Origin of the sequence: Aeromonas allosaccharophila (assembly GCF_000819685.1) — a bacterium.
Classification (GTDB): domain Bacteria; phylum Pseudomonadota; class Gammaproteobacteria; order Enterobacterales; family Aeromonadaceae; genus Aeromonas; species Aeromonas allosaccharophila.
In genome coordinates, this window is sequence record NZ_CDBR01000051.1 from 1 (window position 1) to 15,660 (window position 15,660).

General features: G+C 46.3%; 13 protein-coding genes and 2 pseudogenes. 3 read left to right on the forward strand and 12 right to left on the reverse strand.

Annotation, left to right across the window (positions count from 1 at the left end; all coding sequences use genetic code 11):
• Positions 1-617: 617 nt before the first annotated feature.
• The 7 genes and pseudogenes from BN1115_RS09760 to BN1115_RS21620 all read right to left on the reverse strand — a co-directional run.
• Positions 618-1,823 (reverse strand): tetratricopeptide repeat protein, encoded by a 1,206-nt coding sequence (locus BN1115_RS09760; RefSeq protein WP_202864503.1) that lies wholly within the window; start codon positions 1,821-1,823, stop codon positions 618-620.
• Positions 1,792-2,694: a hypothetical protein gene (locus tag BN1115_RS09765; protein WP_042656999.1), complete on the reverse strand. Its 903-nt coding sequence runs from the start codon at positions 2,692-2,694 to the stop codon at positions 1,792-1,794. The genes BN1115_RS09760 and BN1115_RS09765 overlap by 32 nt, the downstream gene beginning before the upstream one ends.
• 21 nt (positions 2,695-2,715) lie before the next feature.
• On the reverse strand, positions 2,716-3,291 hold the full coding sequence (locus tag BN1115_RS09770) for an HD domain-containing protein (protein ID WP_042657000.1): 576 nt from the start codon (positions 3,289-3,291) through the stop codon (positions 2,716-2,718).
• Between the two features lie 53 nt (positions 3,292-3,344).
• Entirely contained in the window at positions 3,345-3,938 is a 594-nt protein-coding gene (locus BN1115_RS09775; protein ID WP_175566113.1) for a type 2 periplasmic-binding domain-containing protein, read from the reverse strand.
• Positions 3,939-4,003: 65 nt separating this feature from the next.
• On the reverse strand, positions 4,004-4,540 hold the full coding sequence (locus tag BN1115_RS09780) for an Lcl C-terminal domain-containing protein (RefSeq protein ID WP_042657001.1): 537 nt from the start codon (positions 4,538-4,540) through the stop codon (positions 4,004-4,006).
• A gap of 134 nt (positions 4,541-4,674) precedes the next feature.
• Positions 4,675-5,862 (reverse strand): Lcl C-terminal domain-containing protein, encoded by a 1,188-nt coding sequence (locus BN1115_RS21255; RefSeq protein WP_082034824.1) that lies wholly within the window; start codon positions 5,860-5,862, stop codon positions 4,675-4,677.
• A 141-nt stretch (positions 5,863-6,003) separates the two neighbouring features.
• A pseudogene (locus BN1115_RS21620) lies at positions 6,004-6,339 on the reverse strand (IS3 family transposase); the annotation flags it as partial.
• Between the two features lie 53 nt (positions 6,340-6,392).
• On the opposite strand from BN1115_RS21620, the pseudogene BN1115_RS22225 reads away from it, so the two are divergent.
• A pseudogene (locus BN1115_RS22225) lies at positions 6,393-6,532 on the forward strand (IS1595 family transposase); the annotation flags it as partial.
• 41 nt (positions 6,533-6,573) lie between these two features.
• On the opposite strand, the gene BN1115_RS09790 reads toward BN1115_RS22225, so the two are convergent.
• The 3 genes from BN1115_RS09790 to BN1115_RS22230 all read right to left on the reverse strand — a co-directional run bounded on the left by BN1115_RS09790 (position 6,574) and on the right by BN1115_RS22230 (position 9,796).
• Entirely contained in the window at positions 6,574-7,089 is a 516-nt protein-coding gene (locus tag BN1115_RS09790; protein WP_050070504.1) for a T3SS (YopN, CesT) and YbjN peptide-binding chaperone 1, read from the reverse strand.
• 402 nt (positions 7,090-7,491) lie between these two features.
• Positions 7,492-8,562: a hypothetical protein gene (locus tag BN1115_RS09795; RefSeq protein ID WP_042657008.1), complete on the reverse strand. Its 1,071-nt coding sequence runs from the start codon at positions 8,560-8,562 to the stop codon at positions 7,492-7,494.
• 898 nt (positions 8,563-9,460) lie between these two features.
• A complete protein-coding gene (locus BN1115_RS22230; protein WP_128821740.1) occupies positions 9,461-9,796 on the reverse strand; it encodes a hypothetical protein in 336 nt (111 codons plus the stop codon).
• A gap of 966 nt (positions 9,797-10,762) precedes the next feature.
• On the opposite strand from BN1115_RS22230, the gene BN1115_RS09805 reads away from it, so the two are divergent.
• Positions 10,763-12,241 (forward strand): histidine kinase N-terminal 7TM domain-containing diguanylate cyclase, encoded by a 1,479-nt coding sequence (locus BN1115_RS09805; RefSeq protein WP_042657003.1) that lies wholly within the window; start codon positions 10,763-10,765, stop codon positions 12,239-12,241.
• On the opposite strand, the gene BN1115_RS21625 is transcribed toward BN1115_RS09805, so the two are convergent.
• Complete coding sequence (locus BN1115_RS21625; RefSeq protein WP_167335551.1) at positions 12,219-13,793, reverse strand: helix-turn-helix domain-containing protein; 1,575 nt, start codon at positions 13,791-13,793, stop codon at positions 12,219-12,221. The two genes, BN1115_RS09805 and BN1115_RS21625, sit on opposite strands and share 23 nt — an antisense overlap.
• Positions 13,794-13,887: 94 nt before the next feature.
• Between BN1115_RS21625 and BN1115_RS09810 the strand changes: the two genes are divergently transcribed.
• Entirely contained in the window at positions 13,888-15,114 is a 1,227-nt protein-coding gene (locus BN1115_RS09810; RefSeq protein WP_082034826.1) for an IS256 family transposase, read from the forward strand.
• Positions 15,115-15,414: 300 nt separating this feature from the next.
• Here BN1115_RS09810 and BN1115_RS21630 read toward each other — a convergent pair.
• A partial coding sequence (locus tag BN1115_RS21630) for a transposase (RefSeq protein ID WP_208597756.1) occupies positions 15,415-15,660 on the reverse strand: 246 nt, incomplete at its 5' end.

The window sequence follows — 15,660 nt, forward strand, 5'->3', positions numbered from 1 at the left end:
CGTTCATGATCTTGCCCTGGATGCCTAGTACATCTTTGAGCTCAAGCTGGGTTGTGTGGACGAACGCTTTGATGGTCATGATCCAATCTCCTAGTCCTACCCTGGGGTATACATCGCACGTTTAATCCATCCAAGGTGAGGATTTGAGGTTGAGATCATGTGGCTTGAGAGTAGTAACCATTTTGACTCGTGCGAAAGTCTGGCTGGTCAGCCGAGACAAATCATAACCTAGTAAGTGGCACTGTCCAAGAGTCCATTCTCGCCCCGAGCCTCTCCGACACCCAGTAGACCAGCCCTGTGAGTTGTGGAATGAGCCGAATGAGGGCTATTATCGGCTCATATTGCGAGCCGAATGTGGTGTCAATTCGGCTCATTTGTGGCATTGCGCTGCTTGCCCGCGACACAAAATCAGCGAGATTATCGATGGCAGCAGACTGGAGCTACTGCTGAAAACCTTAATCCAGAACATTTCAAGGCTCACCCAGATCGGAGCCATTTAAGGCAATCTTTTACGAACCCCACGAAATGTGGAGTTCTTTATCTCCTCAAAATCTCACGTCTTCACTGTCAATTTTCGGCACTGACTAGACATGCCTTAACTGACGTGGTGAGCCGATTTAGGGGGTAGTAGCGGCACCTGACACAGGGGCAGATACACTCACCTCACACTGCCAACGCCCATGTTGCTCGCTCACTTGATACCTCATTTCACGGTATTGCCAAGTGATGGGCAAAATGGCTTGGGGTTGGCTGAGCTTTAAGTTGAGATTTATATAGGTTTCTGCGTTTGCGCCTGAGAAGGTATCCACCCAAATCAGACGATTTAACCAAGTGCAGGCTTTTGCCAAATGCTCTCGGCTTTGGGTCGTGGCGGTAATACTCTGCCACCCGTTATCGTTCAATTGCACTTGCAGCATAATCTCAGCCGTTTCATCGTCAAAATACACAGGCATAGGCAACAAGTGCTTAGCTCTGCCTTCTAACCGATGCCGCTGCTCGACCGCACTGCCTTGGCGCAACGCTTGCCAATGTGCTTGTTCGGCGCTGCGACCAATTAATAAGGGATGCGATAACACGCTAGCACACTCGGCATCTTGCCAACTGCACTGGCTAAAGTAGTAACGGGCCTTATCTAGGTCGAGCTCGGTATTGAGGTAATACACGCCAAGGTTATATTGAATATCGCTATCGAAGGGGTCGAGCTTAGCGGATAACCGCCAATAACGGCCGCCTAAACCTTTATCTTGCTTAACTAACCCATTGTAATAAAGCGTACCAAGATTAAGGTAAAGCAAGGCACTTTCGTTGTCCGGAAGACAGCTTAGATACTGAGCCTCGGCTTGTTGATATTGCTGGCGCTGCTCATAACTCGCACCTAAGTTAACACACGCATCGGCACTGCCTTTGGCTATCGCGCGGCGATACCAAGTTTCACTCTCGGCCAGCTGACCAAGCTGCGCATAGCTGTACCCCAACTGATAGAGCACACTCTGCTGAGTGAACTCGTTCAGTTTCTCTACGTCTGCATAGGCGCGTTTCAACCATTCAATCGCTAACGGGTAATGCTGCGCCTGCGCACTGTAACTGCCAAGCAAATACGCTTGGTATTCGGCTGGGTGCTTTTCAAATAGCTCTACATCCAGCGATGCGCCATGTTGCTGCAATAGCGTGTAGGCCTTTTGAAAAGTGGCGGAATTTTTATCCCACTGTTTGAGGTTATTTTGCACGGCATAAGCCGAGCTGCTGATTGCTAGCAATAAGAGTAGGTTGGCACTATGCAGCGGATATCTTTTAGTGGCCATTGGAGTCGCTGTCGTTGCCATTGGGGGCTTCACTCTCTGTTATGCCAAGCAGGCGCGCCATTGCTTCATCACCGAGCTGCACATGCAGCAACTGATAGAGATTGGTGAATGATTGATACGCCTCTCGCCAATACGCCGCCAGCGGTTGGCGGCGTCTGACACCTTGCCAATGATGTTGATAGCTTTCATGGAAATGGCGTTGAGTCCGCTGGGTCAAGTTATCTGCCAACCGTTGCCATAATGGTTCACTTTGCACCAGCCACAGCAGATTGATCCAATCGCTGGCCTCAGCTTCACGCAGTAACGCTTGTAACTGTGCATCGCTTAAATGGGCGAACAAAAAAGCGGCGCACCACGGGGTTTGATCGCTGGCCGCGTGGTTCTCTAACTCTTGTTGTAGCTCAGCTTCAGTGAATGGCTGCCAAACTAATGGTGCAAGCGGATACTCTCTTTCGCGCGCCTGCTCTGCCTCTTCAAAAGCCGCTTGCCATTGGAAACCGAGTGACGCGAGCATGATGTCGCGCAGATAATCACGCGGCCTACCCTCGCTCAGTGCCAGCATACCATCGCTAAACAGCAGCAGCGCCAGTTGTTCAAGCGCCGAAAAAGGCTGATTCAACAACCCTCGCTGGCATACTTGCGCCACTGCGCTGGCATCATGCCCCCACAGCAAAAGTTCGATCACTTTGTCACAGTAACTTTGTGCAGCTTGGCTCAAAACCGGTTCGACAAAGGGTTGATGCGCCACTTCAAGCACCAACCAACCTTGGCGAGCCACTAAATCGCGATAGTGCAGTACCGGCTGCACAATAGGCAGCAGCGAAGCCCTTTGCGCTTGGTTTAACGCCTGAATATTTCTGTGTATCGCCTCACTTAGCGAGAGTTGGCTCATGCACTTTTTCACCCCATTAATTTACTGCTGCTCATCTTGCGGTGAATAAAACGCCACGTAATCGGCAATGCGTGCGCTTAATCGCTGCGCAGCGCCTGCATCGGCACGGCCCAAGGCATCCAAAATACGCTGCGCTTCATCGCGATAGGCAGAAATTTTTTTACGGCTCCAGTGGTGTGGCGGTGGCGATAAGTTGGTGATGCGATCGCACAGCTTCACCAGCCATATTTCATCTGGCTGCTGTTGTATCCTCGCCAGTGAATCGGCCATTTGCGCGGCCTTATCGCCTACCTGCTTGTTTTTGCTCAGCGCCAACACGCCTTGCGCCACTTTCTCACCAAACGTTTCTTCCACTTGCTGATAACGGGTTGAAGTATCTTCAATCACATCATGCAGCAGCGCCACTTGCAGTGCTAAACGGCCATCAAGATCGGGGCGCGATTTAAGTGCATGCATCACCTCCATTGCCACCGCGCCTAAATGCACACAATAAGGCAAGTGCTCATCAGGCAGTCGGCCTTTGAAGGTTTGCCCAGCATGGGCGCACGCCGCAAAGTACCACGCGGCTAAGTAATCATCGGGGTGCCAGTTCATCATCTGTCCTACTTGCTTACACTTATCTCAGTATGCCACCTTTAACCTTGCCTTTATCACCACACTTTCGGCACAAACTGGCAGCGCAGTTGGCCGCGCAGCCAGCGGTCTTGCTGGATGATTTGGCGCATACCTCGGTGGTAGTCGTTAAAGGTGCCAAGCATCAGCACGCACTCTTGGCGGCGGCTGTTTTCATGGCGGCACAGGCTGAGGGTTTGGCCATCAAACTGCGCGTAGAGGGTGAAACCATAACGGCCATCTGCGGTGCTTTGTTTCACCGCTTGCGCCGGTTGCTTCGCCAAGAGATCGAGCGCCAAGGGCTCGCTCGCTCGCCATTTTTTATTAAAGTACAGCTCGCTATTTTGCAGCACGCATTGCACCCGCTCGCCATATTTGGCGTTTTCACGCGCCAGCTCCAACTGCGCTTGCTGCTCTTTCAGCGCTTGCTCGCGTGCTTGTTGCTCTGCCAAACGGCGCGCTTCACGTTGCCTATCCAACTCGGCTTGTTTTAGCTGCGCGTCATACTGCTGCTCTGGGCTTAATGCCAGCCATTGGGCTTCACTCATGCCCAATGGGTAACTGGCGCACGCCGTCAGCAGCAAAGCGCACGGCACACAGATCAAATAGGGTTTGAGTGAGCGAGGTTTCATTACATTTTTCCCCTATTTAGATGCGATCAACAAAAATGGTGCTGTGTGCACAGCCAAAAACCCAATCACTGTCCGGCTCGCACCAAACGGACGTGGCCGTCGTTGCCCTTATTGCTGTAGTAGACGTGACCATTGTCGAAGTAGACGCCCCACACGACGAGACTATTGTAGGCATAGGGCGAAGACGACCAATACCAGCCTGATGGCGTGTTGGGAAACGGTTGGCTATTAATCGCAGGTGGATAGCAGCGGTATTCCACAATCGAGGCGAGCTCATTTTTATTCGGCAAGCGCCAATCTCTGAATCCGGCCAAGGTGTTTTGCTCGGCAGCGGCTAAAGCACGTTCCCAAGTGTAGATTATGGCCTCGCCAGTGCAATCGGTGCCATCCGAGCTTTGCCCAAGGCTACAGCGCTGCCAGATAAGCCCGGTTTTATGGTGGGTAACGGTGCCATCACCGTTATCGCTAAAATCCGCGCTTGGCGTAGTGGCAGTGATAGCCATGTTTTCCCTATACGCACATAAGCTGCTGGCTTGGGCATTCACGCCCAGCAGCACCAATAACACCAAAGCCCGTGGCCAGTGATGATTGAGTGTCAGCATAATATCTATCCTTTATCGCAAAACGTGTCACTGCGGCGGGCAACAAACCGCCGCACAATGGAAGAGGATGCGCAACGCCCGCTAGGCAACTGAGTTAGTTTTCGCATCACCCCTCCTTATTTTCCAAAAACCTATTACTGTCCGGCTCGCACCAAACGGACGTGGCCGCTGAGGTACTTAGTGCTGTAGCCGACGCCACCATTGCCGAAGCCGACGAACCTCGCGTCGTAACTACCGCCGGCATCGGGCGAAGACGACCAATACCCAGCGAGTTTCGCTGTATATGGAAAATAACTTTGCTCTATCGCAGGTTCAATGCGCCCATTATGGACAATGCTGAGTAATTCATTTACCGAGGGCATACGCCAATCGCTGGCACCACAGAGCCCTTGGCTATTAACCGCATTCACAAAGGCATAAGTATCACACGCGCTACCTTGGCAAGTGCCGCCGTTTTGCATGCCAGCACTCCCCCCATTAGTGCTGTTATCGGGGTTATACCAAGTGTAGGTATGGTTAGCGTCTCGCAGACCAGCGCTGCCCGCGGGCTGTTTGACTTCCCAAATTAAACCTGTGTGGTTATCGCGCACACAGCTCCATTCGCTGGCGCTTTCGGGTAATGGGTTGCCGCTGTTATCGAGCTTGGTAAAGTCAAAACCGCTATCACCAGCACCGACTTTAGGCAATTTGCCTGCTAATGCTTGGGCATCACGGCCATAATGGCCATCTTGGCCTGCGGGAAGCGGATTGCCTTGTGGGTCTTGCGCGACACTGCAATCTAAATCGTTACTGGGTACGCCACCTTCGGGCACTGGGCCTTCACTGGTGGTATAAACGGCATTACCACAGCGGCGGATGCCGCTATCGTTAAGTGGTTGGGTGGCGGCAAAGGCGCTTATTTCGCCACTTGGCGCACTTTCACCACTAGGATGCACCGCGGTAACCACCAGATGCCATACATGCGGGGTTAAGTTACTGATGCGGATCGGTGGCTGAACATTTTGCAACCAAGTGCCATCCGTTTTGCTGGCGTAACTGTCGGGTTCGATGCCCGGTTCCCGCGCGTAATACACATGGTAACTGGTGGCGCCTTCCACCGCTGGCCAATCGAGTAACAAGCTGCTGGGGCCTTTAATAAGCCGAATATCCTTGACTGTAGATAATGTATCTGTCTCATCTTGGTCACCACTTGACTCACTATCCTCTACTACACTTGTATTGCTTCCACTCGTCTCTACACTGTTTTCACCACAACCACTCAATAAAAAGAGAAGTAGTGAACTCAAAATGAAGAAAAAAAAGCCTTTATCTAATTTAACCACTTTATTTCCCTTTTAATTTGCCATACCGGAGTTTCGCTTTGAGTGGATAAATTAAAGGGCGAATACCGTAGCAACAACCCACTTGGCGTAAGAGTGCAAGAAATTGGCGTATAACTACGAGTTAGTCGTACTTTTATTATTTCAGGTGTAGTGGTCAACTAAATCCGGACACTTGGTTAGTTTTGCTGGCAGTATCCCGTCATTGTATTGATGTGGACGCAGCCAGTTTTAGTAATCCATCAGGTAATAACTGATATCCCGCTTTGCTTGCCGCGGGTTCATGCCTTCCGTTACCGGGAGCCCTTCTGACTTCAGGCTTCTGAACAATCGCTCCATAGGGGCGTATCCCAGTAGTTTCCACTGTCGACTCATACTCTGGGTCATGCGATAGCGCCACAGTCGTTGCCGAAATGCCCGGCTGCCATATTGACTGCCTTGGTCTGAGTGAAACAACACACCGGATGGGCAACTAGATTGTCCCCTTGAACCTCATCTTCAATGCCTTCGTACACCAGAAATCACCACAACTCTTCCATGGCGTGGCTACTCACTACATGAGGAATTATCTGAGTTGGCGCAGAATACCGGAGTGTTACGGGGAGGAGGGAATATCAGAGCGTGTTTGCATGAAGCGCTGGGGCACCCCATGCAACACGTAATTGGAACATAGCCCTAAATATGGGGGGATTACCCCTGAAGCGCAGTGTTGGGTTATTGTTCTTTCATCCTTTGTTCTTTCATCCTCTTGGCGAAGTTCCTTACCCCATTGTCGAGAGCAGACATCGATCTTGTAAAGACATCTTTGAAGTCCTCTGGGCGCCTAACAAAAAGATCGATGCTCACCCAGACATCGTTTTCAACAGTGAATACCTTTGAGACTTTTGATATGGCGTTAGCATCGCTTGCAGCCATGAGAACCTGTGACCGCTCCTTATCACTCTCGATCGGCCAAATGTTTGCGAGAACAATACGGAAGAACTCCGGGTCTCTTTCATTTACATCAATATAGTAGACATTTCCATCCCTCTTGAATCTAACATCGCCATCGCTATCTATTTCGGGTTTATACTCTTCGTATGTCAAGTAGCTCATGTAGAGTTGTTGGAGTTCAGCCTTGTTCGGAGTTTGCTTATTGGTACCCTGTGCGCTCACGCCAGGCACCGCCAGTAGGATTCCAAATGTTAATGCTAGACATACCATCACCATGTTTCTCATCGACACTCTCATTTTAAATCTCCTTTCCCCGTTGATGTACTCGCAAGGCAGTGAGCGGGGATTTCTCGTTGCCGAACGTTTAGTTAAGGGGCTGGCTTTAGGCAAGGTGTGAATCGCCCCCAGTTCCCTAGACACCTCATAGCCTTAAAATGAGCCAACCAATCGTAACCCGCACCAGGTAGTAGTGCTTCAACATGGCCCATGCGCCATTTCATCCAAATAGCAGTATCAACACCACCAACCAATAAAGGCGCAAGGCAAACTGTTTAAGCCAAATGGTCATAAAAGTCAGGTGGCAAAGTACCAGCAACAAATGCCACAACAGCGTGCGTAAAGTTAAGCTCATCACTAACCGAAGTTGCGCCAGCGAATCGGGCTGGATGCGTAACAAGGTAGAACGTGAGCGAGGTGACATCATGGCTGCCATCCCTGCTGTGCGTACAACAGCCACACGGTTAGGCAAGGTGCTTTACCTTGATAACAGCGCAAACGATGCTGATTTTTGCTTGAAATGTCACTCAACTGAGGCTCTAGAGCAGCCTGTTGACGCAAGTACTGTACGCTGCGTTGCATGATGACTTTATCGTCAGGGTAGTAATCAATATCGTCGATTTGTTGCAACCGCGTTTCGGCGTACGCTACGGCCTCGGTTTTATCTAAACCAAACAGTGTAATAAAGCCCAAATACTCATCAATATGCGCGATGATGTTCTCTTGCCATATGCGGGCATCGAGCAGTTCAAATCGGATCACCTGCGGCCACACCTTGGCGGCACTTTGCACATCACCGCGCGCCAGGTATTGATCGATTTGGTGCTCTAACAGCAGAGCAAAAAAGTCATCAATAACAATGCCTTTGCCGCTGCCATTGTCGGTAAGGTAGATCGGCACAGCCGTGAGGGAGTCATCATTCTTTACCCGCTTCGCCCATTGCAAGCAGTGCTGTTGGCTTGGCCAATCTGCCCACGGCCACCAAGGCTGGCTCGCTTTTAGCTGATGATCCAACTGCTGAAACTGTTCAAGCTGTTTTGCCATACGTTTTTTCAGCCAAGCACTAAAGGTGATGCTTTGCTCAGCAGTACTGCTTTGCAATAGCGTTTGCAACTCGCCACGTAAAAAAGGCCGATCCTGCTTAAAACGAAAGCGTTCGTTCAGCAGTGCAAGGCGGTTTTGTAGATAAGCCTGCTGTGAAAACTCGTTTTGATTTTGCAGCACTTCTTGCAATAGCTGATTATCGTAAGCGAGATAAGGCAAGGGCCAATCGTCATCACCTTGGCACTGTGCCAGCGCATACTGTTTCTGCGCCCGAGGGATTAGGCGAGCGTACTCGCCCTCTTCAAGGTTTAAGTAATAAGGCACAGGCATAGGAGATAGAGGGTCGCTGTCCGTTGCTACACCAAGCTCTAGCATGCTCAGCGCGTAAAAAATAGCGCCGAATAACCCTATACACAGCAACACTAACCCAGGCCCTTTTGTTTGCTTCACTTGCTGCATCCCTGCCTACTATGCCTTTTTACACACTAAAATACGCCATTAGTTTTCCACCTACAGGCCAATCGGTCGCAGTAGGATAACCTGCAATGACTATTTTTATCGAAACCATTTAACGTATCTTTAATGCGATTACAAACACAAATAGCCTAGAATACTTAAGTTATTAAGACATCTAGTGTCAAAAATAAAATCATACCCAAAGATGATAGTATTACAGGAGTTAAATTTATATTTCTGGGCTGGTGCGATATGAACCTAAGAGCGATGTAGGATGGAAAACCTATTAACAATATAGCTATCGGACTAAAAACAACAAAATTTGCAATTGAATAAAACAACAGAAAGAAAGCATCACTAGCGCCATCAAAAGCCCCCGTGTAGACCTTAAAGAAAAAATCAAAAGCAGGATTGAAATATTCAGTCCTATATTTTACGAGAAACATCAAATTCACACAAAAAGCAATGAAAAAAAACGCAACCAAAAATAAAGAACATAGTTTGAAATATTTCAAGCAAACCTGCTTTACTATTTTACTCATATGTCGCACACCTCTATTTTTCAGGTTAAACGCTGCGCATTAATAATACACATTGAAACACTACCTAAAATAAATTTGGAGATGCTTCCATCACTACACTTTCGATAAAAATTTCCAGCACATAGGCTTCAGTCATCATAGTAAGTGGATTATTTCTCAGCAGTATCACCGAGATTACAATTTCCACCTTACTCCAGCCTGCCGCCAAAAATCCATCACTATCCGGCTCGCACCAAACGGACGAGTGAGCAGTAGTTCTTATTGCTGTAGAAGAGGATGACACCATTATCGAAGTTGATAAACAACGTGCTGTTGCGGCTGTAAGCCGATCAATCACAAAAGCTTGAAAATTAATTTGTCATATTATTTTCACACATTTTCACAATGGCATTAATAACATCTGAAAACTCTCCATTTATCACATCTAAGTTCGAACCACAGGCTCTAGGAGCCCAAGTGCCATTTATAGAACCTCCGCAATTACTAGCATTTCCATTTATTCCTGTTGAACTGTCTGAACCTACCCATAGCGTATAACAACTGCCATCATAATCAACATTCGCCCAAATATTTCCACCATCTGAAAGTTTAATGTTATTATTTTCCCAAACGCGTTCAGCACTTGCGTAGTTACTGACCATCATTGCTGTTAGAAACACTGCAAGAAAAACTTTCATTTTCATCATCAATTCTCCTAACTAAGTTGAAAAACACATTCTAGACACTGACTGTCGGTATACCCAACATCGAAAACGATACTTAAAAAACTGCAAAAACTCAATTAAAGTATAGTTAAGTAAACCACGCACCACGTAAGAACACCACATATAGAATCAAAGATATAGCCCCCGAAACTCCCCGGGTATTTTATTTCACAATAAAGACAAACAGACACATTGTGTGTGACACCTCTTTCTTGCATTCTTTACAACTAGTCATTGCCATAACAACGCCTATAGTTATCACCCCATAAACGCATGGGTCAAAATAATCACTGCATTACATCATCAAATATCCTCGTTGCTTACTGCCTTCGCCAACATCACATCGACAACGCCTTGGAAACAAGTCTTTATCTAATTTTGCCATACTTGGATTTCGCTTTGAGTAAACAAATTAAAGGATGTATACCGTAGCAACAACCCGCTTGGCGTAAGAGTGCAAAAGATTGGCGTATAAGTACGAGTTAGCCGTACTTTGATTATTTCAGGTAACAGCAGCAAGGACGGGCAATAGACTCATTACTGACTACGTGTTGCATGGAGAGTCCCCAGTGAGGTGATGATGCTCATGAACGCGGCGACAAAAAGACTCGATCAGAGCCACCCAGGTACACCTGGAATGTAGCTTTGCGTGTGGCTGAGAACGTCAGGACCTAATTACTGGTTTCGGCAACAACAGCCGCGCAGACCAGACGGCGCCGGGGAGTATCATCACATCATTAAAATTTATGGTTACAATTACTACATTGATGGAGCGCATAACTAATGCGGTGGGGTATCAATTTTTTATTTATATTTATTTTATTCTTGTTTGGTTAAAGTTAACATATGTTTAGCATGGCAACTCAATTTACTCTAGGAGTGAGTGTGCGTTAGATTGAGTAGCTTGTGATTGAAATATGGGTTACGGTATAGTCAAAGGCGTAAAATATGCTCTCCAATCTTAGTATATTTAGTTGGTTGTTACTTATTATTTCCGCTGGATGCATTATCCTGGCTGGGGCCGCACTGAGAATTCGTTATCAAGATGTAACGATATGGTTTGTTGGATTACTGCTAGCGTACGCAGTACAAGCTTTTGGCTATGCTTTTGAGCTAACAAGCGATGAACTAAACTCAGTTAAATTCTGGCTAAATATTGAGTTTATTGGCGCTTGCTTCATTCCTACATGTGTAGTCTTATTTGCTGTGAGTTATAAGACCCGATTACCCCCACCTTTGTGGTTAGCTAGCAGTACGCTTTTAATCAGTTTTTTGGTTTTATTTGGTCAGTTAACTAACGATTTTCATGGATTGGGTTTTAACATTACAGGATTAAAGAAAATAGATGGAATCACTGTTACTGTAAATCATTATGGCATCTTGTATTTAGCCTATTCATTATATGTGCACCTTGCAGCAATTGTTAGTATCATCATTTTTTATCGCAGCATGAAAAACACCCACGCGGTCTTAAAAACTCAGATTTTATTAATTTTAGTTGGAATTACGCTAACTTGGCTCAATTATATTTGGACCCTTTTCGGTTACACCCCTTATGGCCTCGACATGGGGACGTTTGGTTTTGTTTTTTGTACTATAGCTTTTGCAGTAAGTGTATTCCGTTATGATTTAATTAAGCTTACTCCCATTGCAAGAGATCAGATTTTCAATCAAGTTGAACACGGCTACATCGTAACCGATGCAGAGTTTCGATTAATTGACTATAATCCAAAAGCAAAAGTTTTCTTCCCCGATTTGTCGACAGAACAAATTGGAAAAATCATTTATAACTTTATTGACCCCACTCTATTTGTTTATGATAAGACTAATGTAGTAAAACTTGGCAATGGAAAAAGAGTTCAAGTACAGTGTTCTCTAATAGGGAAGAATATAACAATGGCTATAGGTAGTGTGATTATGCTATCTGATGTCACGGAAAAGGAGTTGCTATTTGAAGAAATGGAAAGAGTAGCCAATACAGATGTTTTAACTGGCTGCTATAACCGTTATGCATTACATAACCAACTTAAGCAACAGATTATTGAAAGTCGCCTTAACTCAAAGCCTCTTTCGCTCCTTACTCTGGATGTACAAAAGTTTCGTAAACTTAATGAACTCCATGGTTATACTATTGGCGATATGAGACTGAAACAGCTAAGTCATATCCTCGGATATCATCTACCAATTAATGCTTTATTGAGTCGCTATATTGGCGACATATTTGTTGTTATCTTACCAAGTTACCACTTAGAGAGCGCAAGCCAAGTTGCAGAACAACTGGTAGATAAAGTCAAGCAATTAACTACACTTTCTATCAATACTTATTGCATCCAACATCTGTCAGAAGAAAGCGATCGGCAACTGATTGATCGTCTGTTGAACGAAGCGATGTTAGTAAAAAAAGTTAGGTCTGATATGGAGGTTTAGTTAACGCATCTTTTTTGAATTGGCTGGGTGTAATACCATATTCTGTTCTAAAAACGCGGCCAAAGTAATTTTGACTTGAAAAACCAGCATAGTACGCAGCCTGTTTAATTGTATGTCCAGATACCAAAGCATCTTTGGCTATTTGTAACTGGGTATTTTTTAAATATTGGGTGTATGGTATACCAAACATAGCTTGTATACGCCGCTGTAATGAACGACTACTAGTATTTAATTGCTTCGCGACAAAATCAACAGTTAACTCTTGTGAGGTAATGTTATTGTCGATAACCAACCTTAGTCTTTTGGAGAATTGTTCATCAGGGGTCTCATGCGCGATCACGGATGACGTTGGTGATGATAATTGCAATGTATTTTTCACCAATGAAAGCGACAACATCTTTTTTTGTACTAGACGTCGATTTTCTATTAATGCATTTAATCTCATTTTAAGCAATGCAGGAAGTGTGTTCTTACTTATACAATCATCAACATAACTCTGCCAGGCTTGTAAATATTCATTTGGTTCATTATTAGTGGTTAACATTACAAAAGGAATTGTTGCATACTCAGGCTGTTGCCTTAGTCTTGATAACCACTTTATAGGACTATCATCACTTAATTGTGCATTACATAGAATTAGTTCAACAGATTGTTCATCTAAGTCATATTGTGCCCCCTTGCATGTTTGGCACAGTGTTATGCGAAAGTCAGATGACAGCTGATAGTATAGCCAGTCCATATATTCGGGATCGCTTTCAACAATAATGATTCTTGCCTTGGTTTCATCGGCAATGTTAATATTGCCATGACGTGGTTTGAATTTAGGAAATTCATGAAATTTCGCAGGCAGAAATAAATCAAACTTTGTTATTATTTTTGAACTGAGTTGACAACATAGTGCCCCTCCATTTTTTTCAATTTGCTTTTTTAAAAGAAAGTAACTTGTTTCGGTGCATTCATCACCACCTAGGCTTGAGGCTGACTCACAAGTTAAAGAGAAATGCAATCCTTGCTTACACTCAACTCGGAGACTATAAGAACAGTCAGAACCAGATAATTTAATATAACTTAAGAAATTATCAAAAGCCTTTTCTAATAGGTCGATATCGGCGTGCACAATTGAATTTGGTATTTCACTAACATGGATACTGAATGACTTTTTGGTTTTCCCTCTCTCTATAAACAACTTATTTTTTAACCAGGGTTGTAAAAGTATTGGGGTGTGCGAAGAAACTCGAGATGGTTCGCAGCATACTTTTGCATTTTCTAACAATTGGCCAATTCGTTTCAGTAATATATGGATATCTTCACCGTATACGCTTGGAGTGACTATGTACGTTGATAGCCAAGATATATCCTGCTCTATTTGGTTAATAATTCGTCCATATACCGTCTGTTCGAGCGAATATCTTGTTGAAAGTTCGCATCTTAAACGAGACTCAATCTCAACCTTTTCATTAAGCCGTTTGACTTTGTACGTATTATTAACATACAAGACTGTCAATACAGCCAAAGATAAAAACATACTAACAATCAATACTAATACAAACAACAGTGTCTCCCCCCATAATCTGCAAGATGCAAGTTTGGCTAAACTACTATTATGCGTAATGATTAAAACATCCCAAACATATTTATGTTGCACTATGTCACAGAACATTATGAAAGTTATGTTCAAAGCACTGGCCGCTGAGCTGGCCAAAGACATCAAATCTGAAAAAGATCTCGGCACCCTCACCCAACAGCGGATCAAGCTTACCGTCGAGACCGCGCTCAATGCCGAGATGGACGAGCACCTCGGCTACGAAAAGCACGCCCCACAAGGCCGTGGGACAGGCAACAGTCGCAATGGCTATTCCACCAAGCGTCTAAAAGGACAGCACGGAGAGGTCACCATCCAGGCGCCTCGTGACCGTAACAGCTCCTTCGAGCCTCAGTTTGTCCGCAAGGGCCAGTCCCGCCTGACCCAGATGGACGACCAGATCCTCGCCCTCTACGCCAAAGGCTTGAGCACGCGAGATATCGTGGACGCGTTTAAAGAGATGTATGACGCCGACATCTCGGCGGGGCTGGTATCGAAGGTGACCGAACGTGTCATCGAGCAGGTCCACGAATGGCAAAACCGACCGCTGGATCCACTCTATCCCATTGTCTATCTGGACTGCATTGTGCTGAAGATCCGCGCGAACCAGCGGGTGATCAACAAGTTGCTCTATCTGGTACTGGGCATCAATATGGAGGGGCACAAGGAGCTGCTGGGGCTGTGGCTGGCCGAGACCGAAGGAGCAAAGTTCTGGATGTCGGTCTTGACCGAGCTGAAGAACCGCGGCCTGGAAGATATCCTGATCGCGTGTGTGGATGGTCTCAAGGGTTTCCCTGATGCCATTGCCGTGGAGTATCCCCAAACCAAGGTGCAACTGTGTATCGTCCACATGGTCCGCAACTCGTTGCGCTACGTCTCCTGGAAGGACTACAAGGCGGTGACGGCTGAACTGAAGCAGATCTACCAGTCTGCGACGGAACGTGAAGCTCAACAGGCACTAGCGACCTTCAGCGAGCACTGGGATAGCCAGTACCCGCAGATAGCGCGCTCGTGGCAGAATAACTGGGACAATCTGATCACGCTGTTTGATTATCCCCCCGCCATCCGGAAGGTGATCTACACCACCAATGCGATCGAGTCACTGAACAGCGTACTGCGCAAAGCGACCAAGCAAAGGAAGCTGTTCCCGACCGATGACTCTGCGCTAAAAGTGGCGTACCTTGCGATACAGCAGGCCTCAAAGAAGTGGACCATGCCAATCCAGAATTGGAAGCTTGCTCTGAATCGCTTTATTATCGAATTCGGTGATCGCCTGAACGGTCACCTGTAATGGCGTGGGCAGTTACACAGAATTATTTACAGGCTCGGCTTTGATGATTGCAGCTTACGCTGCATGGGGCCACATCCAAGAAAATGACATTAGTGTATCTCTTGTTGTCCATAACTACCTGTCGTTACCACATTTCCGTGCAACTCATAGTCCGCAAAAACAAAAATGACCCAGCCCATGTGGCCAATAGTGTCTGTTGATCTCGCATCAGCTAGTTCCCTTCTAGCAAGCTCCTGATGAGTTCGACACAAGTCATATGTTGCGACCTACCGCTCTGCTAAATAACTAATCCCAATAGTGCTACACCTTCGCTGTGCCATAGCCATTCCCCGGGAAAGGAGACACGGTATCCATGAAGTGTTTCACTCGGGCCAGCAGACTGGCCATTCCTCTGCATTGATGATTGCGCGTGATGGTTTCATGTAACTTGTGCCACAGTTGTTCTATGTGATTAACCCAAGGGCTGTAAACTGGCTGGAACACCAGGCAGAACTTGGGGTTCTTCTTCAACCATCGCTCGGTCTGTTTGCTTTTGTGAATGATGTA